This is a genomic window from Kitasatospora sp. NPDC058218 (assembly GCF_042882445.1).
Classification (GTDB): domain Bacteria; phylum Actinomycetota; class Actinomycetes; order Streptomycetales; family Streptomycetaceae; genus Kitasatospora.
In genome coordinates, this window is sequence record NZ_JBHVWC010000027.1 from 80,788 (window position 1) to 102,997 (window position 22,210).

A 22,210-nucleotide genomic window follows, 5' to 3' on the forward strand; every position below is an offset into this window, starting at 1 on the left:
GCCCCGCCCTGACGAAAGGAGCGAACGGTGCGCGACGCGGGGGTTACCGCGCGTTGAAGTACTTGGCCTCCGGGTGGTGGATCACGATCGCGTCCGTGGACTGCTCGGGGTGCAGCTGGAACTCCTCCGACAGCACCACGCCGATCCGCTCGGGCCGCAGCAGCTCGGCGATCTTGGCGCGGTCCTCCAGCTCCGGGCAGGCCCCGTAGCCGAGCGAGAAGCGGGCACCCCGGTACTTGAGCGCGAACATGTCCTTGACGTCCTGCGGGTCCTCGCCGGAGAAGCCCAGCTCGAAGCGGACCCGGGCGTGCCAGAACTCGGCCAGCGCCTCGGCCAGCTGCACCGAGAGGCCGTGCAGCTCCAGGTAGTCGCGGTAGGAGTTGTTGGCGAACAGCTCGTTGGCGGCCTCGGAGACCCGGTTGCCCATGGTCACCACCTGCAGGCCGAGCACGTCCCGCTCGCCCGACTCCTCCGGGCGGAAGAAGTCCGCCAGGCACAGCCGCCGCCCGCGCCGCTGGCGCGGGAAGGTGAAGCGGGTGTGCTCGGAGCCGTCCTCGTTGTAGACGATCAGGTCGTCGCCCTTGGAGTTGGCCGGGAAGTAGCCGTAGATCACGGCCGGCTCCAGCCAGCCCTCGGTCTGCAGCCGGTCCAGCCACATCCGCAGGCGCGGCCGGCCCTCGGTCTCCACCAGCTCCTCGTACGAGGGGCCCTCCCCGGTGCGCGCGGCCTTCAGGCCCCACTGCCCCTTGAACAGCGCGTCCTCGTCCAGCCAGGAGGCGTAGTCGGCGAACGGGATGCCCTTGACGATCCGGTCGCCCCAGAACGGCGGGGCGGGCACCGTGTTGTCCACCGAGACGTCCGAGCGGATCTGGCCGAGGTTGACCTCCTCCGGCTCCTCGACCTCCACCCGCGCGTGCCGGCGCTGCTTGAGCTCCGGCAGGGTCGCGCCGGGCACGCCGCGCTTGACCGCGATCAGCGCGTCCATCAGCCGCAGGCCCTCGAAGGCGTCCCGGGCGTAGCGGACCTCGCCCTCGTAGATCTCGTGCAGGTCCTGCTCGACGTAGGCGCGGGTGAGCGCGGCGCCGCCGAGGATCACCGGGTAGTCGGCCGCCAGCTTGCGCTGGTTCAGCTCCTCCAGGTTCTCCTTCATGATCACGGTGGACTTCACCAGCAGGCCGGACATCCCGATGACGTCCGCCCGGTGCTCCTGGGCGGCGTCCAGGATCGCCGAGACCGGCTGCTTGATGCCCAGGTTGACCACGTTGTAGCCGTTGTTGGACAGGATGATGTCGACCAGGTTCTTGCCGATGTCGTGGACGTCGCCCTTGACGGTGGCCAGCACGATGGTGCCCTTGCCCTCGTCGTCGGACTTCTCCATGTGCGGCTCCAGGTGGGCCACCGCGGTCTTCATCACCTCGGCGGACTGCAGCACGAACGGCAGCTGCATCTGGCCGGAGCCGAACAGCTCGCCGACCACCTTCATCCCGGCCAGCAGCGTGCTGTTGACGATCTCCAGCGCCGGACGCTCCGTCAGCGCCTCGTCCAGGTCGGCCTCCAGGCCGTTGCGCTCGCCGTCGATGATCCGGCGCTGGAGGCGCTCCTCCAGCGGCAGCGCCGCCAGCTCCTCCGCCTTGGACGCCTTCATCGAGGTCGAGGAGACGCCCTCGAAGAGCTGGAGGAGCTTCTGCAGCGGGTCGTAGCCCTCGCTGCGGCGGTCGTAGACCAGGTCGAGGGCGACGTCGCGCTGGTCCTCGGGGATCCGGGCCATCGGCAGGATCTTGGAGGCGTGCACGATCGCGGAGTCCAGGCCCGCCTCGACGCACTCGTTCAGGAAGACCGAGTTGATCACCATTCGGGCGGCGGGGCTCAGCCCGAAGGAGATGTTGGACAGGCCCAGGGTGGTCTGCACGTCCGGGTGGCGGCGCTTGAGCTCGCGGATCGCCTCGATGGTCTCGATGCCGTCCCGGCGGGACTCCTCCTGGCCGGTGCCCAGGGTGAAGGCCAGGCAGTCGACCAGGATCGAGCCCTCGTCGATGCCGTACTCGGTGGTGAGCTGGGCGATCAGCCGCTCGGCGATGGCGACCTTGGTCTCGGCGGTACGGGCCTGGCCCTCCTCGTCGATGGTGAGGGCGATCAGACCGGCGCCGTGCTCGCGGGCCAGCGAGGCGATCCGGCCGAACCGGGTGTCCGGGCCGTCGCCGTCCTCGTAGTTGACCGAGTTGAGCAGCGCGCGGCCGCCGAGCGCCTCCAGGCCGGCCCGCAGCACGTCCGGCTCGGTGGAGTCCAGCACGATCGGCAGGGTGGAGGCGGTGGCCAGCCGGCCGGCGATCTCCTTCATGTCGGCGACGCCGTCGCGGCCGACGTAGTCCACGCAGAGGTCCAGCAGGTGGGAGCCGTCCCGGATCTGCTCGCGGGCGATCTCCACGCAGGCCTGCCAGTCGCCGGCCAGCATCGAGTCGCGGAACTTCTTCGAACCGTTGGCGTTGGTGCGCTCGCCGATCGCCAGGTACGAGGTGTCCTGACGGAACGGCACCGCCTGGTACAGCGAGGCCGCCGAGGGCTCCGGGCGCGGCTCGCGCGCGGTGACCGGACGGCCCTGGACGCGCTCGACCACCTGGCGCAGGTGCTCGGGCGTGGTGCCGCAGCAGCCGCCCACCAGCGAGAGGCCGTACTCGCGGGTGAAGGTGTCGTGCGCCTCGGCCAGCTCCTGCGGGGACAGCGGGTAGTGGGCGCCGTCCTTGCCCAGCACCGGCAGGCCCGCGTTCGGCATGCAGGAGAGGCCGATCTTCGCGTTCTTGGCCAGGTAGCGCAGGTGCTCGCTCATCTCGGCCGGGCCGGTGGCGCAGTTCAGGCCGATGTAGTCGACGCCCAGCGGCTCCAGCGCGGTCAGCGCCGCGCCGATCTCCGAGCCGAGCAGCATGGTGCCGGTGGTCTCGACCGTGACCTGGACGAGGACCGGGAGGTCCAGCCCGGCCTCGGCGAGCGCCCGCTTGGAGCCCAGGATCGCGGCCTTGGTCTGCAGCAGGTCCTGGCTGGTCTCCACCAGCAGCGCGTCGGCGCCGCCGGCGATCAGGCCGGCCGCGTTCAGCTGGAAGCCGTCGCGCAGCACCTCGTACGGGGCGTGGCCGAGGGTGGGCAGCTTGGTGCCGGGGCCGATCGAGCCGAGCACCCAGCGGGTGCGGCCGTCGTCGAAGGAGTCGGCGGCCTCGCGGGCGATCCGGGCGCCCGCCTCGGACAGCTCGAAGATCCGCTCGGAGATGTCGTACTCGCCGAGCGCCGAGAAGTTGGCGCCGAAGGTGTTGGTCTCCACGCAGTCCACGCCCACCGCGAAGTACGCGTCGTGGACGGAGCGGACGATGTCGGGCCGGGTGACGTTGAGGACCTCGTTGCAGCCTTCCAGGTTCTGGAAGTCCTCCAGGCTCGGGTCCTGGGCCTGGAGCATGGTTCCCATCGCCCCGTCGGCCACCACCACCCTGGTGGCGAGCGACTCACGCAAAGCGTTCGCGCGACTCTGCTGAGTGATGGACGGGTCGGCTGCAGTGGCCATGGGGCTTCTCCCTGGGTGCGACGGCTGTCGGCTTTGCGCGCCCGCTGAATCGGGCACGCACGTGGCCAGGGTATCCGGCCGACGGCGTGCACCGGTGGAGCATTTCGTATCCTGAGCACTCGGCCGCGAGGGGAGAGCGACTGCATGGCGGGGATCGGCGCACGAATACGACAGCTCGGAGGGGCCCTGGCGACCCCGCCACGAGCCCTGCGAAGGCGCTGGCGGGGGTGGTCGCGGTGGCGCCGGGCCCTTGCCGTGACGCTGGTCGCCCTGGCCGTCGCCCTGCTGCCGATCGGCTCGGCGGCACTCGCCCTGCGACTGCAGTACGCCGGAGACCCCTCCCCCGAGGCCCGCACCCGCGGCAAGGACGCCGTCTGGCTGGGCCACGCCTGGGTGGACGGCCGCAAGAGTGACGCCGACGTCGCCGACCTCGCCCGGCGGCTCGCCGGGACGGGCGTGCGCGACCTGTACGTCCACACCGGCCCGCTGGAGCACGACGGCTCGCTGCCGCCGGACGTCCACCCCCGGGCCCGCTGGTTCGTCGAGGCCGCGCACCGCGCGCTGCCCGGCATCCGGGTGCAGAGCTGGCTGGGCGACGAGGTCAAGCCCGAGAAGGACGCCCTGGACCTGGAGGACGCGCCCACCCGGGACCGGGTGACCGCCTCCGCCCGCCAGGTGCTGGACCTCGGCTTCGAGGGCGTGCACTTCGACATGGAGCCGATCCGCCCGGACTCGAAGGGCTGGCTCGCCCTGCTGGACCAGGTCCGCCCGGTCACCGCCGGCCGCGGCGCCCGGCTGTCGGTGGCCGCCCCGCAGATCGACCCGCTGCCCTTCCAGCACACCGTCGCCATCGCACTGACCGACCACGGCAAGTGGTGGGACCAGGCGTACTTCGCCGAGACCGCCCGCCGGGTCGACCAGATCGCGGTGATGACCTACGACTCCAGCATGCCGACCGAGTCGCTCTACGGGGGCTACAACGCCTACCAGACCGAACTGGCCCTGGAGGCCACCCCGGAGGACGTGGACCTGCTGATGGGCCTGCCGTTCTACTGGGAGGACAAGTGGGGCCACTGGGGGCACGCCGAGACGGTGGACGCCGGCATCCGCGGCATCCGGCTCGGCCTCGGCCGCCACGACATCGACCGGAAGAACTTCGGCGTCGGCCTGTACGTCGACTTCGCCGCCACCGAGCAGAACTGGGCCGACTACCGGCGCGGCTGGGTGCGCTGAGCCGCGGCGCGCGGCGGCCCCGGCGGGCGGCCGCCGCGCGGGCCCGGCCGGCTACGCCATCCGGTGCGCGAGGGCGCCCAGGTAGCGCCGGACGGTGGCGCTCTCGCCCAGGACGTAGTGCGAGACGGCGCGGTAGAACGGCTGGTACACCTCACCGCGCTCGGTGACCGTCAGGGAGCAGCCCCGGCCGGTCGGCGTCAGCACCAGCGTCCAGGTGCCGCCGTAGGGGAGGTCCGGGTCGGCGACACCGGTCACCAGACGGTGCGGGGCCTCGCTCTCCACCACCTCGTAGGTGGTGTGGCCGTGCCGGCCGTACTCGCGCCACCGCTGCCGGCCACCGGCCCCGGCCGGCAGCCGCTCGACATGGGACAGGCCCGGGCGCCACGCCGGATAGAGGTCGACGTCGGTCAGGACGTCCCACACCGCGCCCGGCGGCTGGGACAGCTCCAGCCCGCCCTCGGTCACGTGCTCCACCGGCAGGCGCCGTCCCGCCGCCAGGACCGCCGCCACCACCACCGCGGCCCCGGCGGCCATCACCGCGCCGGCACCGATCCACCGCCGTCCAGTCATCCGCCCGGCTCCTCACACCCGCCGTCCGGCCCCTTCCTCCATCATCGCGCCGCCCCGCCGCACGGGCGCGGCACGACCCTGCGTCACCGGTCCGATACGATCCGTGCCCGATGGGCCGTGGCGGACCGCGCCCGGCCGCCGGACCTCCGGAGAACCGCCGTGCAGCGCCACCCCTTCCTGGCCGCCCTGGCCGCCGTCCCGCTCGTCCTCGCCGCCGCCGCACCCGCCGACGCCCCGCCCCGCTACGCCGCCCTGGGCGACTCCTACGCCGCCGGGGTCGCGGCCGGCGACTACGACCCGGCCGCCGGCGACTGCCACCGCAGCGCCAACGCCTACCCGGCGCTGTGGGCCGCCGACCACGGCGCCACCGGCTTCCTCGCCGCCGCGTGCAACGGGGCCACCACCGCGGACGTCCGGAGCGGGCAGCTGCCCCGGGTCGGCGCGGACACCACCGTGCTCACCCTCACCGTCGGCGGCAACGACCTCGGCTTCGCCGGCGCCGCCGTCGACTGCCTCCAGCCGCTGACCACCGAGGCCCGCTGCGCCGCCGCGCTGGACGAGTCCGGCCGCCGGCTGCGCGAGGAGCTGCCCGGCCGGCTCTCCGCCCTCTACGACGACGTACGGACCGCCGCCCCGCAGGCCCGGGTGGTCGTCACCGGCTATCCGCACCTGCTGCGCACCGGCACCACCTGCCTGATCGGGACCGACCCGCGCCGCCTGCGGTTCAACGCGCTCACCGACGAGCTGGACGAGCTGATCCGCCGGCAGGCCGACGCGCACGGATTCGCGTTCGCGGACGTCCGGACGGCGTTCGAGGGCCACGGGGTCTGCGCCGGCGCCGGGCAGGAGTGGATCACCGGCATCGTGCTCCCCCGGGTCTGGGAGTCCTTCCACCCCACGCCCGACGGGCAGTCCCTCGGCTACCTGCCGGCCGTCACCGCCGCGACCGGGCCGCGCTGAGCCGCACCCGTCCCCAGGTGCCCCGACGCGTCCGGCGACCCGTCGGGGCGCCGCTCCGGGCGCCCGGGACCCGCCCCCGGCGATAACCGTTGGATCCCGGCGCCCCGCTCCCCCAGACTGTCCCGGTGCCCGGCCGAGAGGCGCATCAAAGCCCGTAGGCTGGGCAGGTAGGGACCATGGAGCGAGGCGTTCCATGGGTGACGAGAGGTTCGACAGTCGGCAGCCGGCCCGCCGGCGCCTCGGCAGGCCAGCCGGGGCGGGGTACGTCCGTCCGCCGACCGGAGGGAGACGCTGGGTGATCGAGTTGGAAGATGTTCCCGAGTTGATCGACCCGGTGATGGTCTGCGCCTTCGAGGGCTGGAACGACGCCGGGGACGCCGCCTCGGCGGCCGTGGCGCATCTGGACGAGACCTGGGGCGGCAAGGTGTTCGCGGCCCTGGACGCCGAGGACTACTACGACTTCCAGGTCAACCGGCCCACCGTCTGGCTGGACGGCGGCATCCGCCGGATCACCTGGCCGACGACCCGGCTCTCGGTGGTCCGGGTGACCGAGCCCACGACCCGGGACATCGTCCTGGTGCGTGGCATCGAGCCCAGCATGCGCTGGCGCTCGTTCTGCAACGAGCTGCTCGGCTTCGCGCACGAGCTGGGCATCGAGCTGGTGGTGATCCTGGGCGCGCTGCTCGGGGACACCCCGCACAGCCGCCCCGTCCCGGTCAGCGGGGTCACCTCCGACCCGGAACTGGCCCAGCGGCTGGACTTGGAGGAGAGCCGCTACGAGGGTCCGACCGGGATCGTCGGGGTGCTCCAGGAGGCCTGCACGCACGCCGGCGTGCCGGCCGTGACGCTCTGGGCGGCGGTGCCGCACTACGTCGCGCAGCCGCCGAACCCCAAGGCCACGCTGGCGCTGATCAACAAGCTGGAGGACCTGCTGGACCTGCGCATCCCGCCGGGCGAGCTCGGCGAGGACTCCCGGGCCTGGCAGCTGGGCGTGGACCAGCTGGCCGCCGAGGACACCGAGGTGGCCGAGTACGTCCAGCAACTGGAGGAGGCGCAGGACACCGCCGAGCTGCCGGAGGCCTCGGGCGACGCGATCGCCCGGGAGTTCGAGCGCTACCTGCGGCGCCGGGAGAACGTCGGGCCGGCCGGTGAGAAGCCGGTCGCCGGGCACGCCACGGCGGAGCGGCCGAGCGAGCCCGAGCCGCCGTCCGCCCGGGAGAGCCAGGAGGGCGGCGAGGAGGACTGACCCTCCGCGCGCCGGAACGACAGGAGGGGCGTCGGGACCAGTGGTCCCGACGCCCCTCCTCTGCGTTCGCGTCGTGTGCGGTCCTACAGCGCGATGCCGAGCAGCGCGTCCACCGTGCGCGAGACCAGGCCGGGCGCGCCGATGTCCGTGCCGCCCCCGGCCTCCTGGCCGGCGGCCCAGCGGTCGACCGCGGCCAGCGCCGCGGGCGCGTCCAGGTCGTGCGCGAGCGCCTCCCGGACCTCGGCGAGCAGTGCCTCGGCCGGCGGGCCGTCCGGGCGGGAGACCGCGGCACGCCAGCGGGCGAGGCGCTCGACGGCCTCGTCCAGGGTGGCCTTGGTCCACTCCCAGTCCTCGCGGTAGTGGTGCGAGAGCAGGGCGAGGCGGATCGCCGCCGGGTCGACGCCCTCGCGGCGCAGCGCCGAGACGAAGACCAGGTTGCCGCGGGACTTGGACATCTTGTGCCCGTCCAGGCCGACCATGCCCGCGTGCACGTACGCCTGGGCGTAGGGGTGGCCGCCGGTGGCGACCTGGGCGTGGGCGGCGCCCATCTCGTGGTGCGGGAAGGAGAGGTCGCTGCCGCCGCCCTGGATGTCGAAGGACATGCCGAGGAACTGCAGGGCGATCGCGACGCACTCGATGTGCCAGCCGGGGCGGCCGTGGCCGAGCTCGGTGTCCCAGGCGGGCTCGCCCGGGCGGGCGGCGAGCCAGAGCAGGGCGTCCAGCGGGTGGCGCTTGCCGGGGCGGTCCGGGTCTCCGCCGCGCTCGGCGAAGATCGGGCGCATGGCCTCCCGGGCCAGGCCGGACACCTCACCGAAGTGCGGCTCCGACTCGACCGAGAAGTAGATGTCGTCGTCCACCTTGTAGGCGGCGCCGCTCGCCAGCAGCTTCTGGACCAGCGGGACGATCCACGGGATCGACTCGACGGCGCCGATGTAGTGGGCCGGCGGGAGCAGCCGCAGGGCGGTCATGTCCTCGCGGAAGAGCGCGGTCTCGCGCTCGGCGAGGGCCACCCAGTCCTGGCCGGTCTCGACCGCCCGCGCCAGCAGCGGGTCGTCCACGTCGGTGACGTTCTGCACGTACAGGACGTCGTGGCCGGCGTCCCGCCACACTCGCTGCACCAGGTCGAAGGCGTTGTACGTGGCGGCGTGGCCCATGTGGGTCGCGTCGTAGGGGGTGATGCCGCAGACGTAGATCCGGGCGGTGCCGTCCTGCGGGACGACCTCCCGGATACAGCCCGCGGCGGTGTCGTGGATACGAAGGGGGAGCCCCTGACCAGGCAGGGCGGGAACCTCGGAGGCGGGCCAGGCATGCATGGGAATCACTTTAACCGCGCGAACATTTGAAAGCCTAACCAGTACGCAAGATCGACTGGATTCGCTTCTCATCGTTGCCTGAGCGCTTCTGGACTGATAGGGAGCGGAGCTTGACGTGATCCGCTCGCCGGAGCCGCTGTTTGCCGGAGCCCCCGATTCCGGGCATGCGGATGAGCGCCCGGCCGGCCCTGCCGCCGACCGGGCGCCCGACCCCCTGGGGGTGCGGCTGGAGCCGCTACAGCCGCTGCCAGAGGGCCGGCACGTTCGGCGGCTCCCAGCCGGTGATGGCGGTGTGCCCCTGGAGGCAGCGGTAGGAGGCGCCGGCGTAGGTGACGCGGTCGCCCGCGTTGTAGAGCGTGCCGACGGTCCAGGTGCCGCCGGGCGGGGTGGTCGGGGGCGTGCTGGTGGGGGGCGCCGTGGTGGGCGAGGTGGGGTTCGGGCTGGTCGGCGGCGTGGTGGGCGTCTGCGGCACGTTCAGGACGAAGTCGAAGGTGCCCTCCTTCGCCGAGCCGACCTGGCGGACGTTCATCAGCAGCCGCGCGTCGTAGATGGTGTCGGTGCTGTTGCGCGGCTCACCGGGGAAGTAGAGCTGGGTGGTGAGCACCGGGCGGCCGGGCGCCTGGAGCTTGACGTGGATGTGCCGGGTGCGGCCCGGGTACAGGCCCGGCACGATGGTGGTGAGGGTGAACGCACCCTGGGCGTTGGTGAACTGGTGACCGCGGAAGGCGAAGCCGGTGTTGTCGTAGGCGCCGTTGACGTCGGCCTGCCAGAAGTCGAGCAGCACGCCGGAGATCGGCAGGCAGGCCCGGCCGAAGACGTAGCCGCTCACGGTGAGCCGGGTGCCGGGCGTGCTGTCGGTGATCAGCGAGGTCCGCAGCGGGGAGTTCGGCTTGAAGTAGGGGCCCTCGGTCTGCTCGATCGTCGGTGCGTCGCCGTCGTGGCAGGCGGGGGTGAGGCCGGGTGCCTCGCCGGTGCCGACCCGGTCGCGGGCCAGCGCGACGCCGCCGCCGATCAGCAGCGGGGCGGTGCCGAGGACCGCGGCCGCCTTGAGGACGGTCTTGCGGCTGATCCGGCGGTCGATCAGGCCCTCCGGCCGGGTGGGCTCTTCGGACGCGGGCATGGGCCGACTCCTTCGGTGTGGGGGTGTGGGGGTGTGGGGGTGTGGGGGACGGCCCTTGCCATGGTGGGGGCATGACAAGGACCGGGCCGGCGGCCCACCCGTTCCGTACGGGTCGGCCACCGGTGGCCAGCAGCCAACCTACGGGCCCCCCGGAGCCCCCGCGATGGACATGATCCGGGGATCGTGGTGATTTCCTCCGACCCGGGCCCGGAACTCCCCCGGCGTCATCCCGGTCTCCCGCCGGAAGAAGCGGCAGAAGTACGCCGGATCGCCGAATCCGGCCTCCCTGGAGACCTGACGAATGGTCAGCTCGGTGGAGGCCAGCAGCCGTTTGGCCTCCAGCGTCTGCTGCTGCCGGATCAGCCGGCCGGGCGTGCAGCCGGTGGCCTGCTTCACCAGGGTCTGCAGATGGCCCGGTGAGACGCCCAACTCCTGGGCGCAGGAGGCCACCGAGCGGTGCAGCCCGCCCGGGTCGGCGATCAACCTGGCGAAGGCGGCGGCCAGTTCGCTCACCCGGCCGGGCGCCGCACCGTCCGCGCCCGGGGCACAGGCGCGCAACGCCCGGACGATCAGGATGTGCAGGCTGGCCCGCAGCACCCCCGGGTAGCCGGCCGGCCGCGTCCGGTACTCCTGCTCCATGTCGGCCAGCAACGCGGCGATCGGCCCGGCGTGTTCACCCAGCGCCAGCGCCGGCCGGGCGGACAGGGTGCGGAGTGCGGCGAGGTCCACGGGATGGGAGAGCAGGAAGTCCTCGTTGAACAGGACGACCTGGCCGGTCAGGCCGTCCGCGTCGGCCCAGTAGTGCACCTGGCCGGGCGCGATCACGCACAACTGCGGCGGCTGCAGCGTCCGGTGGACCAGGTCCAGGACATGGGCGCCGCGGCCGCCGGTGACGTAGACGATCTCGTAGAAGGAGTGTCGGTGGGGGAAGCCCGCGCGGGAGAGCGGGCCGATGGCGTCGAAGCTGCCGATCGCGAACGGGAGCAGATGCGGCAGCGGGACCTGTAAGCGATGCAGCGGCAGGTCCAGGTGGGGGGTGGTCCGTCGCTCGTCCATCGGAGCAGTCTGCGGCCGAGCCGCCGTAGCGGTCCAGACCATTGCAGGCCGGGTCGGGTCGGCGGACGTGAGGCGGCGCGGTCCGGGGCGGGCGGTGCGGCCGCCCCGGACGGACCTGGACCTAGATGGGCGGCCAGGGGATGGACGGCCAGTCCTGCGAGGGCAGCGGGTGGCGGCCGGTGCGCAGCAGCTCGGCCACCCGGGCGCGGGTGGCGGTCAGCTCGGCGGCGGTCAGGTGCGGGGCGAGCCGCTCGCCGAGTGCGCCGTCCAGCTGCTCGGCGAGAGCGCCCAGCACCTCCAGCGCCTCCGTCGGCAGCGGCTGATCGGCCCAGCCCCAGAGCAGGGTGCGCAGCTTGCCCTCGGTGTTGAAGGTGACGCCGTGGTCGATGCCGTAGATCCGGCCGTCGGCGGCGGCGATCAGGTGACCGCCCTTGCGGTCCGCGTTGTTGAGCACCGCGTCCAGCACGGCGAGCCGGCGCAGCCGCTCGTCGTCGGGGTGGACCAGCAGGGCGGTCCGCCCGCCGCCGACCTCGGCGCGCACGATCGGCAGCCAGCCGGCCTCCGGTCCCCGCGGGTCCTGCAGGGCGAGCAGCGGATCGGCGTCCGGGTCGGGCTCCACCCACAGCTGCACCATGCCGGGTCCGTGCGGGCCGTCGCGCAGCACGGTGGGCGGGATCGACGCCCAGCCGGTGGCGGCGGCGAGCTCGTACGCGGCGACCTCGCGGCCGGCCAGCGTGCCGTCCGGGAAGTCCCAGAGCGGGCGTTCACCGGCCACCGGCTTGTAGACGGCCTGTGCGGTCGGGCCCTCCGGCCCGTCCAGGGTGACGCTGCAGTACAGCGCGGCGTTGGAGGCGTCGGTGAGCCGGCCGTGGACGGTCAGCGCGCCCTCGCGCAGCAGGCGCAGCGCGGTCGGTACGTCGGCGGCCAGGGCGGCGCCGGCCACCGGGTCCGACTGCGGCGCGGTCTCGGTGTTCAGCGCCGGTACCCGTTCGCGCGCGGGCACAGGTGGCCCTCCGGGTCGAGCGGCAGGTTGCAGAACGGGCAGGGCTTGCGCCCGGCCGCGACGAGGTCCAGCGCCCGCTTGGCGAACACCCGGGCCATCGCGCCGGAGAGCCGCACCCGCAGCATGTCCGGGCCGTTCTCGTCGTCCTCGAAGACGGTCTCGGCGGCGTCCTCGGCCGCTTCCTCCTCCTCGATCACCGCCTGCGCCTCGACGACCAGGCAGCTGTCGATGCTGTCCCAGGCCAGTGCCATGGTGCCGACCCGGAACTCCTGTTCCAGCGGCAGGTCCAGCGGCGCGGTGTCGAGCAGGTCGACCGGGGCCGCGGCGGGGATGGCGGAGTCGCCGCCGCTGCGCCGCAGGGCCTCGTCGAGGACCTCCTCGATCCGCTCGGCGAGCGCGGCGACCTGGGTCTTCTCCAGCAGCACGCTGGTGATCCGCCCCCGGGCGCTGGCCTGCAGGTAGAACGCCCGGGCGCCGGGCTGGCCGACGGTGCCGGCGACGAACCGTTCGGGCTGGTCGTAGAAGAAGACCTGACGGGGCACGCTCTCGCTCCGGATCGTTTCGATCGTCGTATGTCGGGTGTGTCGTGTGCTGTCGTACGTCTGGCGGATCTGTGTCGTATGTCTGTCGTACGGGTCCGGACGCTCGGACGGCCGGACCATTCGGGCGCCGCCGACCGCCCGGACACCGCTGGGCCGGGTCACGGCAGGCTCGCTAGTCACCCTACGACCTCCGGGCCCGGCCCGGGGAGCCGAGCCGGTGACGGGGGGTCCGGCGGCATCGGCGAGCCGGCCCGCGGCGGGGCCGGGGGCCGTAGCGGCTCCCGGGCGACCGTCACCGGCGCGGTGGGGCCGTCGCCGGGGCGGTCGGTCAGGCCGTGCCGCCGACCACCGCGTCCCCGGCCGGGGTCGCGTCCCCGCCCCCGTGACCGCCGCGGCTCGGCCTGGGCGCGAGCGAGGTGAGGTCGCCGGTGTCGCCCATTCTCAGCACGAAGGGCCGCTGCGGGGTGTAGCGGATCGCGGTGACCGAGCAGGGCTCGACGCTGATCCGCTGGAAGTGGTCGAGGTGCAGGCCGAGTGCGTCGGCCACCACCGCCTTGATCACGTCACCGTGCGAGCACGCGACCCAGACCGCGTCCTCGCCGTGCTCGGCGGCGATCTTGGCGTTCCACTCGCGGACCGCGTTCACCGTGCGGTGGCTCAGCTCGCGCAGGGATTCGCCGCCGGGGAAGGCCGCGGCCGCCGCGTGGTCCTGGACGGTGCGCCAGAGCGGCTCCTTGGCCAGCTCGGCGAGCGGACGGCCGGTCCACTCGCCGTAGTGGCACTCCCCGAGGCGCTCGTCCTCGGCGAGTGCCGCGAGTTCGGGGCGGACGGCGAGCAGTGGTTCCAGGGTCTGCCGGCAGCGGTCCAGCGGGCTGCTGACGGCCTGCACCAGCGGGACGGCGGCGAGCCGGCCGGCCAGCGCGGCGGCCTGCTCGCGCCCGGTGTCGTCGAGATCCACTCCGGGTGTCCAACCGGCCAGGATTCCGGCGGTGTTCGCGGTGGATCGGCCGTGGCGGACGAGCAGCAGGGTGGGCATGGGGCCAGCGTAAGGCCTCGCGGGCGGGCCGTGGGGCCCGGTTGCCCTCGCCGGCCGGCTGCCCGGTCAACCGCCGTCGGGGGGCTCCCCCCGGTCGGGTGGCCGTGGGGGCCGGTGCCGTGGCCGGTGTGCCGCCCGGCGCGGCCTCCGAGGTGCCGTCGCCGTGGCCCCGAGGTGCCGTCGTCGCGCTCCCGATGTGCGGTCGTCGCGGCCGTCGAGGGGCCAGAATGGCCCGCATGATCGTCCATTGCGCCATCTACCGCGACGGCCGCCGGATCGAGGGCCCCGAGGACCACACCGGCGCCCTCGCCGCCGCGCGGGCGGCCGGCAAGGGCAGCTTCGTGTGGATAGGCCTCTTCGAGCCGACCGTCGAGGAACTCGACCAGGTCAGCGAGGAGTTCTCGTTGCACCCGCTGGCCGTCGAGGACGCCGTCAGCGCCCATCAGCGCCCGAAGGTGGAGGCCTACCAGGGCTCGCTGTTCGTCGCGCTCAAGACGCTCGGCTACCACCCCGGTGGGCACGCGGTGACCAGCGGCGAGGTGATGGTCTTCGCCGGCGAGGACTTCGTGATGACGGTCCGGCACGGCACCGACAGCCCGCTCGGCGAACTCCGGGAGGAGCTGGAGCGACAGCCCGAGCTGCTGAAGTACGGGCCGAGCGCCGTCCTGCACTCGGTCTGCGACACGGTGGTGGACGGGTACGTCGACGTGGCGGTCGGGCTCCAGGCCGACCTCGACGAGTTGGAGGCCGACGTGTTCGCCCCCACCCGGGTCGGCCGCGACACCGCCGGCCGGATCTACGGCTACAAGCGCCAGCTGGTGACGGTCCGCCGGGCCACCGGGCCACTGCTGGACCCGATGCTGCGGCTGGAGCGCGGCGGCGTGCCGTTCGTCCGCCCCGAGGCGCTGCCGTACCTGCGGGACGTCGCCGACCACCTCGCCAAGGCCAACGACCAGGTCGAGGGCATGGACCGGCTGCTCTCCGACATCCTGAGCGCCAACCTCGCGCAGGTCAGCGTGCAGCAGAACAACGACATGCGGAAGATCTCGGCGTGGGCGGCGCTGGCCGCCGTACCGACCATGATCGCGGGCGTGTACGGGATGAACTTCGAGCACATGCCCGAGCTGCACCAGCCCTGGGGCTACCCGGCGGCGGTGGCACTGATGGTGACGGTCTGCGCGGTGCTGCACCGGGTGTTCAAGCGGCACGACTGGCTGTAGGGCGGGGCGCGGGCCGGGGGCCCGCGCCCGCGAGCGCCCGGATCACGCCAGCCCGGCACGCTCCATCGCCTCGACGCCGGTGCGCAGCGCCCGGACCCGCTCCTCCAGGGTGAAGCCGGCCGGCGCCAGGGTGAGCGTGGTGACGCCCGCGTCGGCGTAGGCCTGCATCCGGTCCGCGATCCGGGCGGTGTCGCCGACCAGCGAGGTGGCGTCGATCAGGTCGTGCGGCACGGCGGCCGCGGCGCCCTCGTAGTCCCGGGCCAGGTACTTCTCCTGGATCTCGTCCGCCGCCTGCTCGTAGCCCATCCGCCGGGCGAGCTGGTTGTAGAAGTTCTTCTCCTTGCTGCCCATGCCGCCGATGTAGAGCGCGGCGTAGGAGCGCTGGGAGTCGACCCCGGCCTTGATGTCGTCACCGACCGCGATGGTGACGGTCGGGCAGAGGTCGAAGCCCTCGTCCAGGGTCTGCCCGACCTTGGCCCGGCCGGCCCGCAGCGGGTCGAGGGAGAGCGCGGCGTGCTCGGGCGAGAAGAAGATGCCGAGCCAGCCGTCGGCGATCTCGCCGGTCTGCTCCAGGTTCTTCGGCCCGATCGCGGCGATGTACAGCGGGATGTGCTCGCGCACGGGGTGCACGGTGAGCTTGATCGGCTTGCCGGGCCCACCGGGCAGCGGCAGCGTCCAGTTCGCCCCCTCGTGGACCAGCCGCTCGCGGGACATCGCCTTGCGGATGATCTCCACGTACTCGCGGGTGCGGGCCAGCGGCTTGTCGAACTTCACGCCGTACCAGCCCTCGGAGACCTGGGGACCGGAGACGCCCAGGCCGAGCCGGAAGCGCCCGCCCGAGAGGGTGTCCAGGGTGGCCGCCGTCATCGCGGTCATCGTCGGCGTGCGGGCCGGGATCTGGAAGATGGCCGAGCCGACGTCGATCCGCTCGGTCTTGGCGGCGACGTACGACAGCACGGTGGCCGCGTCCGAGCCGTAGGCCTCGGCGGCCCAGCAGACCGAGTAGCCGAGCCGGTCCGCCTCCTGGGCGACGGCGGTGTTGTCGGCGTCCATGCCGAGTCCCCAGTAGCCGAGGTTGATACCGAGTCGCATCTGCCATGCCTTCCAGTCGGGTTGTCCGTGAGGGTAACCGCACGTCCGGCGGCAATGCTACTGGCCGGTAGCTGTGGGCTGGGCCACATCCGGATCGGCCGGTCGGGTGGTGATCGTTCTGCGGGTCTGCACACCTGCCCGGGCACCGGCCGCTACGCTCAGCCGACGTGGGGACGCCTCTCCCCACCTGCGCGTTTGCCGGGCCCGCCGACACCGCCGGTTTCCGCCGCACCACCGGTGCGGGCGGCGCGGGCCGCGGGTGGTGCGGCCGCGCGGTCCGCGTGGCGCAGGCGGTGCCGGCGGTACGAGCGGTTTCAGCGGTTTCAGCAGGACGAGCGGTCCCGGCGGTTTCGGTGGGACGAGCGGTATCAGCGGTATCAGCGGTGTTGTCGGCCAGTGGAGGGCCCGTCCGATGGAAAAGCGTCACCTCGGCCGTACCGGGCTACAGGTCTCCCGGCTCGGTCTCGGCACCATGACCTGGGGCCGCGACACCGACGAGCACGAGGCCGCCGCGCAGCTCAAGGAGTTCGTCGACGCGGGCGGCAACCTCGTCGACACCGCCGACGTCTACGGCGACGGCGGCGCCGAGTACCTGCTCTCCCGGCTGACCGACAACCTGATCCCCCGCTCCGAACTGGTCATCGCCACCAAGGCGGGCAGCGTCCCCGACTCCGCCCGCCGCTTCGACGGCTCGCGCGGCCACCTGCTCGCCGCCCTCGACGCCTCGCTGCGTCGGCTCGGCACGGACTACGTCGACCTCTGGCAGGTGCACGCCTTCGACCCGGCGACCCCGGTCGAGGAGACGCTCAGCGCCCTGGACATCGCCGTCGCCTCCGGACGCGCCCGGTACGTCGGCGTCTGCGACTACAGCGGCTGGCAGCTCGCGCGGGCCGCCACCTGGCAGCGCGCCCACCACGGCCGGGTCCCGCTGGCCGGCGCCCAACTGGAGTACTCGCTGCTCCAGCGCGGCATCGAACGGGAGGCGCTGCCCGCCGCCGAGGAGGCGGGCGTCGGGCTGCTCGCCTCCTCGCCGCTCGGCCGCGGCGTGCTCACCGGCAAGTACCGGCACGGCGTCCCGCAGGACTCGCGCGGCGCCTCGCCCTACCTCTCCGGCTTCGTCCAGCCGTACCTCGGGGAGCGCTCGCGCCGGATCGTGGACGCCGTCGCCACCGCCGCCGACGGGCTGGCCAGCAGCCCGCTCGCGGTGGCGCTCGCCTGGGTGCGGGACCGGCCGGGCGTGGCGAGCGCACTGGTCGGGGCACGGACGGTGGCACAGCTGCAGTCGGCGCTGTCAGTGGAGGCGCTTACGCTTCCGGGTGAGATCCGCGGTGCGCTCGACGACATCTCGTCGCCGGTCCACCGCTATCCGGACCAGGGGTGGAGCGAGCTCTAGGGGTTCGCGCCGCCGCCCGGTGCGGCCGGATCTCGATGACCGATGACCGATGGCTGCTGACGACCGATGGCCGACGAGGACGTGACCGACCCGGCCCGGGCCCGATCCGGCCCCGACCACGCCGACCGCGCGTACCGCGGTGGCGGCCGCGAACCGGCCGTCCCCCCGGGCACGGCGAGGGCGGCGCCCCAGCAGTGGAGTGACCTTTTGGAGCGAACGATGAGTGACACGGAGAACGGCGCTCCGGAGGAGACCTCGGCGGCCCCCGGCACGGACGTCCCCGACAAGGCGGCCGCCGTCGCGGCGCTGGCGGAGGCGATCCGGGTGGTCGGGCAGCAGTCGAGCCGACCGGCCGGCCCTCCGGCCCCCGGGGGCACGGCGCAGGCCCCGGCCGGGGAGGCCGGTGCGGCGGGCGGTCCCGCCACGGCCGAGGCGCCTGCCGCCGCCCGCCCCGCCCAGCTCCGGGCCGAGACGGACGAACAGCGCGCGCAGGCCCTGCGGGCCACCGCCGAGGTGCTCGCCGCGGGCGGCGCACCCACCGACCTCGCGCCCGCCGCCGTGGCCGCGTTCGGCGACGCCGCCGCCGAGGAGCTGCGCGCCGACCCGTGGTCCGTGCTGACCCTGCCCGGCGTCCGCCCCGAGCACGCCGACGGGTTCGCCCGCGGGCTGCTCGGCCCCGCCGCCGGGCCGGGCGACCCGCGCCGGGCCCAGGCACTGGTGCCGTGGCTGCTGGAGCAGTCCGCCCTGCGCGGCCACTCCGCCGTGGAGATCGGCGAGGTGACGGCCGGGCTCGACCGCCTCGGCCTGCCGGACCCGGCCGCCGCACTGCAGTCCGCCGTGGTCGACGGCCGGGCGATGCCCTTCCAGGAGGAGCTGACCGGCCCCGAGGCGCACAGCGCGGGCGGCGACGAGGACGACGAGCCGCCGACCCGCACCGTGCTCGCGCTGGAGCGGCTGGCGCTGGCGGAGGAGAGCCTGGCCGACGGGCTGGTCCGCCTGATGTCCACCTTCGTCCCCGGGGTGGACGAGGCCGAGGAGGACGGCGACGACAACAGCGGCGACGACGACGACGCCGAGCCCGCCGCGGAGGGCGCGGAGGGCGCGTCGGCCGAGGACGCCGCGGCGGACGCGGCCGAGGACGGCCTCGATGCCGCGGTTACCCACGCCGCCCCCGGCCCGACCGCCTGGGAGGCGGCGGCCGTCGCGGCGCCGTCCTCCTCGGCGACCGCCCTCGTCCGGGCCGTGGCGGAGAGCGCCCTGGTCACCCACACGGGTGGCGAGGCGGCCCGCGCCGAGCCGGTCGCCCTGGTGCGCGCCGCCGCCGGCCTCGGCCTGCGCGCCTGGGCGGCCACCTGGACCGAGCAGGGCCGGGACACCGTCGCCGCGCTCGCCGACGGCCCGGTGTCCGTCGCCACCCTCGCCGAGCTGCTGTCCGGTACGGCCGGCCCCGGCCGCTCCTCCGACGGCACGCTCGCCCTCGACGTCCTGGTCGTGCTCGACGCCCCGCTGCTGGACGTCGAGCTGGCCGCCACCCTGCTGGAGTCGCTCGCCGACGGCACCCGGCTGGTCCTGAGCGGCGACCCGGGTCAGCTCTGGTCGGCCGGCCCGGGCCGGTTCTTCGCCGACCTGCTGGCCGCCAGGGTCTGCCCCTCCGTGGCCTCCCGCACCCCGGACTTCGGTCCGATCGGCGAACTGGTCTCCGGCATCGGGATCGGCGAGCTCCAGCCCGTGGAGGCGCCGGACAAGGAGGTGGTCATCCTGACCGCCAAGGACGGCGGCGAGGCCGTCCACCGCGCGATCCAGCTGCTCACCGACTCCATCCCGCGCGCGCTCGGCATCCCCGCCGAGCAGGTGGTGCTGCTGACCCCCGGCCACGGCGGCGCCGCGGGCACCCGGGTGCTGAACGCCGCCGCCAAGGCGCGCCTCAACCCGGGCCCGGGCCGCTTCGGCGGCTTCGATCCGGGCGACCGGGTGGTGGACTCCCCCGCCCCCGGTGTCGTCCGCCCCGCCCGGGTGCTCGACGGCGACGCCAACGGCCTGCACCTGGAGTACCCGGACGGCTCGCGCCGCAGCGTCCCGCCGGCCGAGGCCGGCCGGCTGCGGCACGGCTGGGCACTGACCGTCCACCAGGCGGTCGGCCGCCGCTGGCCGGGCGCGGTCGTCGTCCTCCCCGAGGACGCGGGCGCCGCCCTCACCCGCCAGTGGGTCTACACCGCGTTCGGCCGCGGCGAGCGCCACCTCTCCGTGGTCCACGCGGCCGGCCCGGCCCTCCCCCAGGCCGTCGCCGAGCGCCCCGCCCCGCCCCGCACCACCCGGCTGCGGGCGATCCTCGCCGAGAACGCCGCCCAGGCCTACTAGCGCCTGCCGGCACCCGGGTGGTCCGGTCCGCGAGGCACCTCGCCGACCGGACCACCCCGGCCCGCCGCCCGGCCGGCCCGGTGGCAGGGACCGGGCGGCAGGACGGGACGGAACGGGGCCGGGTCAGTCGTCGGGGTCAGTCGTCCGGGTCCTCGTCGTCGTAGACCTCGCTGACGTCGAACCGGCAGATCAGCAGCTGCGGGTCCGCGTGCTCGAACGGTTCCGGCAGCCACTCCCCCGGCTCGGTCGGCTCGGCGGCGGCGACCCAGAGCGTGGAGTCACCCTCCTCCAGACCGAACTCCTCGCTCCGTGCGGCGATCTCGTCCGGCTCGTACTCGCCGAACAGCACACCGATGGCCGCGTTCACCTCGCCCGCCCCGCCCCCGCCGGGGGTCAGCGTGTCGTCCAGCCGCTCGGCCTGGGCGCGCAGCCGCTTCGGGTCGACGACGTGGTAGTCGCGGCGGATCAGCACGCTGATCGCCTCGGGCTGCTCGGGGCCGTGGTACCCGCCCGGCCCCTCGTCCCCGGGGACCTCGAACGGGGTGACCTCGTCGTAGACCTCGTAGAGGAGTTGGTCGTAGGCGATGGCCGCCGTCGCGAGCTGCTCGTAGGCGGCGAACACAGCGGGATCGTCCGCTGCGCTGGGGCTTGACACCGCTTCCAGATGACGGTCGATGGCGGCCTTGACCGCCTCGGCGGCGGCGCGTACCTCGGCAATGGTGGGCTGCGCGGCATCAGACATGGTGCAGACGCTATCTCCCCGCGGTGTCGGTACGCACAGCGGTTGTCACCTACGCCCGCGATTTCACCGCAACTTCCCCCCTGATGTCCGATCCGCGTGGTTCTGTACCCGCGCACGCCCGCGCAGGGCGCACGCATCCGGTACCGCCGGGCCGTCCGCCCACCGCTTCCGCGAGCCGCGATCGGGGTATCCCGTCCACAGTGGAAGCTGAACTGATGCACTGTCAGGGGCGCGGGTGGCGGACCCGCCGGGAGGGCGGCCGAAAATACCCGGGCCCGTTGTCGGAGGCAGGCCGTAGGCTTGCCCGCAGGTGTCCCTCAGGAGGAGCGTTTTGACCCCACCGAAGCCGGTCCGGCAGCCGGAGTACGAGTACCAGTCCTTGCGCATGCCGCGCGGCACCTCCCGCAACGCGGCGCGCCAACTGCTCACCGACCATGCCGAATACGGGCATTGGGAGTTGGACAGACTGCGACTGTTCCCCGACGGAAGCCGAACGGTGCTGCTGCGGCGGCGGATCATCCGGCAGGTCCGGAGCTGGTGACGGGCCCCGCGCGCTGATCGGTTCGGACCGCCCCCGCGCCCCCGGATCCTCGCCCGTCGGATCGGTGCGCGGCCACGCGTGTGCCGAGCCCCCGCGCGGCCGTGCACGCTGCGCAGGTCCGTGGGTCGTCCTCGTGAGCACCCGCCGGCGCAGCACCGTCTCCGGTGCCCGCGACCGTCCGTTCTCCGACCGACGGCCGCGGGCACACGGCGTACACCGCCGGGCCCGCACGGTGCCTACCGAGGCGGGCGGTCGCCCCCGCCCGGGATCCGGCGGGGGCACGGGTGCCGCCTCAGGCGGCGACCCCCTTCGGCGAACGCCTCACCCGACGCGGGGATGCCTCGCCGGGCGCGGCCTCCGCTCAGCGTGCGCCGGCACGGGAGCGGCGGTAGAGCACGCCCCCGCCCAGCAGCAGCGCGAGGCCGGCCGCGCCGAGCAGCTCGGTGCCACCCGCGCCGGTCGAGGCCAGCTGGCTGCCCCCGGCCGCCTCGGGGGCGGCCGTGCGCGCCGATGCCGGCACGGCGCCCGCCGTGGTGGTCGCCGCGGGGGCGCTCGTCCGGGGGGTCCCCGCCGGGGTGGTGGCGGAGGGGCCGCCCGTCCGCGGGTTGCCGGGCGTGGTCTCACCGCCACCCGGGTGCTGCCACGGCGGCGTGGACGGCTGGCCGGTGCCGGGCGGCGGCGGGTTGTGCGAGCCGTGCTCCTCGGGGCAGTCCTCGTCCGGCTGGGCGGGCGGGGGCGACACGGCCGGGCCCTCGTTCCCGCAGGCGTTCCCGAAGGCCGGGTTGCCGACGCCGACCACGTCGACCGAGTTGCCACAGGCGTTGACCGGGATGTGCACGGGCGCCTGGACGTTGTTGCCGGAGGCCACGCCGGGCGAGCCGGCCGCCGCGCCGGAGGCGGCGGCGCCCGAGGCGCTCTGGCCGCTGCCGCCGCCGGGGTGCCCGCTGACGTTGGCGCAGTGGTTGCCGTACGCCGGGTTCAGCACGCCGATCACGTCGACGGTGTTGCCGCAGGCGTTGATCGGCACCTCGACCGGTACCTGCACCGAGTTCCCGGAGGCCACGCCCGGCGAACCGGCGGCACCTCCCTGCGCCTCGGCGCCCGCGTAGGCGTAGCCGGCGGTCGAGGCCAGGACACTGCCGGTGGCCACGGCCGTGAGGAGCCCCTTCTTGGCTACATTCCTCATGATTTCCCCTGACGTATCGAGACGACGTTATGACCTTCTGAAAGTCGGAATT

Annotated in this window: 18 protein-coding genes; 7 read left to right on the forward strand and 11 right to left on the reverse strand. The window is 74.1% G+C overall.

Going from position 1 to position 22,210, the window contains the following annotated elements:
* Nucleotides 1-43: 43 nt before the first annotated feature.
* The gene (gene metH / locus ACFVYI_RS18990) at nt 44-3,547 is read right to left on the reverse strand and encodes a methionine synthase (RefSeq protein ID WP_387886817.1); all 3,504 of its coding nucleotides are present in this window, start codon (nt 3,545-3,547) and stop codon (nt 44-46) included.
* Between the two features lie 255 nt (nt 3,548-3,802).
* On the opposite strand from metH, the gene ACFVYI_RS18995 reads away from it, so the two are divergent.
* On the forward strand, nt 3,803-4,780 hold the full coding sequence (locus ACFVYI_RS18995; protein ID WP_387886819.1) for a hypothetical protein: 978 nt from the start codon (nt 3,803-3,805) through the stop codon (nt 4,778-4,780).
* 51 nt (nt 4,781-4,831) lie between these two features.
* Here ACFVYI_RS18995 and ACFVYI_RS19000 read toward each other — a convergent pair whose 3' ends face one another.
* The gene (locus ACFVYI_RS19000; RefSeq protein WP_387886822.1) at nt 4,832-5,350 is read right to left on the reverse strand and encodes an SRPBCC domain-containing protein; all 519 of its coding nucleotides are present in this window, start codon (nt 5,348-5,350) and stop codon (nt 4,832-4,834) included.
* Between the two features lie 159 nt (nt 5,351-5,509).
* On the opposite strand from ACFVYI_RS19000, the gene ACFVYI_RS19005 reads away from it, so the two are divergent.
* The gene (locus ACFVYI_RS19005) at nt 5,510-6,310 is read left to right on the forward strand and encodes an SGNH/GDSL hydrolase family protein (protein WP_387886824.1); all 801 of its coding nucleotides are present in this window, start codon (nt 5,510-5,512) and stop codon (nt 6,308-6,310) included.
* A gap of 295 nt (nt 6,311-6,605) precedes the next feature.
* Nucleotides 6,606-7,556 (forward strand): PAC2 family protein, encoded by a 951-nt coding sequence (locus ACFVYI_RS19010; protein ID WP_387886826.1) that lies wholly within the window; start codon nt 6,606-6,608, stop codon nt 7,554-7,556.
* An 83-nt stretch (nt 7,557-7,639) separates the two neighbouring features.
* Here ACFVYI_RS19010 and mshC read toward each other — a convergent pair whose 3' ends face one another.
* The 6 genes from mshC to ACFVYI_RS19040 all read right to left on the reverse strand — a co-directional run bounded on the left by mshC (nt 7,640) and on the right by ACFVYI_RS19040 (nt 13,626).
* Nucleotides 7,640-8,869 (reverse strand): cysteine--1-D-myo-inosityl 2-amino-2-deoxy-alpha-D-glucopyranoside ligase, encoded by a 1,230-nt coding sequence (gene mshC, locus ACFVYI_RS19015; RefSeq protein ID WP_387886828.1) that lies wholly within the window; start codon nt 8,867-8,869, stop codon nt 7,640-7,642.
* Between the two features lie 235 nt (nt 8,870-9,104).
* Entirely contained in the window at nt 9,105-9,989 is an 885-nt protein-coding gene (locus tag ACFVYI_RS19020; RefSeq protein ID WP_387886831.1) for a carbohydrate-binding protein, read from the reverse strand.
* A gap of 138 nt (nt 9,990-10,127) precedes the next feature.
* Entirely contained in the window at nt 10,128-11,045 is a 918-nt protein-coding gene (locus ACFVYI_RS19025; RefSeq protein WP_387886833.1) for an AraC family transcriptional regulator, read from the reverse strand.
* Nucleotides 11,046-11,166: 121 nt separating this feature from the next.
* Complete coding sequence (locus ACFVYI_RS19030) at nt 11,167-12,048, reverse strand: SCO1664 family protein (protein WP_387886835.1); 882 nt, start codon at nt 12,046-12,048, stop codon at nt 11,167-11,169.
* The gene (locus ACFVYI_RS19035) at nt 12,018-12,590 is read right to left on the reverse strand and encodes a DUF3090 family protein (RefSeq protein WP_387886837.1); all 573 of its coding nucleotides are present in this window, start codon (nt 12,588-12,590) and stop codon (nt 12,018-12,020) included. Before ACFVYI_RS19035 ends, ACFVYI_RS19030 begins: the two co-directional genes overlap by 31 nt.
* 328 nt (nt 12,591-12,918) lie before the next feature.
* The gene (locus tag ACFVYI_RS19040) at nt 12,919-13,626 is read right to left on the reverse strand and encodes a histidine phosphatase family protein (protein ID WP_387886839.1); all 708 of its coding nucleotides are present in this window, start codon (nt 13,624-13,626) and stop codon (nt 12,919-12,921) included.
* A 227-nt stretch (nt 13,627-13,853) separates the two neighbouring features.
* Between ACFVYI_RS19040 and ACFVYI_RS19045 the strand changes: the two genes are divergently transcribed.
* Nucleotides 13,854-14,846 carry a magnesium and cobalt transport protein CorA gene (locus ACFVYI_RS19045; RefSeq protein WP_387886840.1) on the forward strand — a complete coding sequence of 331 codons (993 nt, stop codon included), beginning with the start codon at nt 13,854-13,856 and terminating at the stop codon, nt 14,844-14,846.
* 42 nt (nt 14,847-14,888) lie between these two features.
* Here the strand turns inward: ACFVYI_RS19045 and ACFVYI_RS19050 are convergent, their stop codons facing one another.
* The gene (locus ACFVYI_RS19050; RefSeq protein ID WP_387886842.1) at nt 14,889-15,938 is read right to left on the reverse strand and encodes an LLM class F420-dependent oxidoreductase; all 1,050 of its coding nucleotides are present in this window, start codon (nt 15,936-15,938) and stop codon (nt 14,889-14,891) included.
* Between the two features lie 412 nt (nt 15,939-16,350).
* Between ACFVYI_RS19050 and ACFVYI_RS19055 the strand changes: the two genes are divergently transcribed.
* Nucleotides 16,351-17,331, forward strand: coding sequence for an aldo/keto reductase (locus tag ACFVYI_RS19055; RefSeq protein ID WP_387886845.1), 981 nt, complete (start codon nt 16,351-16,353; stop codon nt 17,329-17,331).
* Between the two features lie 219 nt (nt 17,332-17,550).
* Nucleotides 17,551-19,689 carry a helix-hairpin-helix domain-containing protein gene (locus tag ACFVYI_RS19060; RefSeq protein WP_387886847.1) on the forward strand — a complete coding sequence of 713 codons (2,139 nt, stop codon included), beginning with the start codon at nt 17,551-17,553 and terminating at the stop codon, nt 19,687-19,689.
* Between the two features lie 136 nt (nt 19,690-19,825).
* Here the strand turns inward: ACFVYI_RS19060 and ACFVYI_RS19065 are convergent, their stop codons facing one another.
* Nucleotides 19,826-20,431, reverse strand: a complete 606-nt coding sequence (locus ACFVYI_RS19065) for a hypothetical protein (RefSeq protein WP_387886848.1) — start codon at nt 20,429-20,431, stop codon at nt 19,826-19,828.
* A gap of 331 nt (nt 20,432-20,762) precedes the next feature.
* Here ACFVYI_RS19065 and ACFVYI_RS19070 point away from each other — a divergent pair, with 331 nt between their 5' ends.
* On the forward strand, nt 20,763-20,972 hold the full coding sequence (locus tag ACFVYI_RS19070) for a DUF5703 family protein (RefSeq protein ID WP_037846781.1): 210 nt from the start codon (nt 20,763-20,765) through the stop codon (nt 20,970-20,972).
* A 361-nt stretch (nt 20,973-21,333) separates the two neighbouring features.
* Here the strand turns inward: ACFVYI_RS19070 and ACFVYI_RS19075 are convergent, their stop codons facing one another.
* A complete protein-coding gene (locus tag ACFVYI_RS19075; protein WP_387886850.1) occupies nt 21,334-22,158 on the reverse strand; it encodes a chaplin family protein in 825 nt (274 codons plus the stop codon).
* Nucleotides 22,159-22,210: the final 52 nt, after the last annotated feature.

Coding starts and splice junctions, on each gene's coding strand:
- metH (WP_387886817.1), bottom strand. CDS start 3,547: ATGGCCACTGCAGCCGACCCGTCCATCACTCAGCAGAGTCGCGCGAAC.
- ACFVYI_RS19000 (WP_387886822.1), bottom strand. CDS start 5,350: ATGACTGGACGGCGGTGGATCGGTGCCGGCGCGGTGATGGCCGCCGGG.
- mshC (WP_387886828.1), bottom strand. CDS start 8,869: ATGCATGCCTGGCCCGCCTCCGAGGTTCCCGCCCTGCCTGGTCAGGGG.
- ACFVYI_RS19020 (WP_387886831.1), bottom strand. CDS start 9,989: ATGCCCGCGTCCGAAGAGCCCACCCGGCCGGAGGGCCTGATCGACCGC.
- ACFVYI_RS19025 (WP_387886833.1), bottom strand. CDS start 11,045: ATGGACGAGCGACGGACCACCCCCCACCTGGACCTGCCGCTGCATCGC.
- ACFVYI_RS19040 (WP_387886839.1), bottom strand. CDS start 13,626: ATGCCCACCCTGCTGCTCGTCCGCCACGGCCGATCCACCGCGAACACC.
- ACFVYI_RS19045 (WP_387886840.1), top strand. CDS start 13,854: ATGGCCCGCATGATCGTCCATTGCGCCATCTACCGCGACGGCCGCCGG.
- ACFVYI_RS19050 (WP_387886842.1), bottom strand. CDS start 15,938: ATGCGACTCGGTATCAACCTCGGCTACTGGGGACTCGGCATGGACGCC.
- ACFVYI_RS19055 (WP_387886845.1), top strand. CDS start 16,351: ATGGAAAAGCGTCACCTCGGCCGTACCGGGCTACAGGTCTCCCGGCTC.
- ACFVYI_RS19060 (WP_387886847.1), top strand. CDS start 17,551: ATGAGTGACACGGAGAACGGCGCTCCGGAGGAGACCTCGGCGGCCCCC.
- ACFVYI_RS19065 (WP_387886848.1), bottom strand. CDS start 20,431: ATGTCTGATGCCGCGCAGCCCACCATTGCCGAGGTACGCGCCGCCGCC.
- ACFVYI_RS19075 (WP_387886850.1), bottom strand. CDS start 22,158: ATGAGGAATGTAGCCAAGAAGGGGCTCCTCACGGCCGTGGCCACCGGC.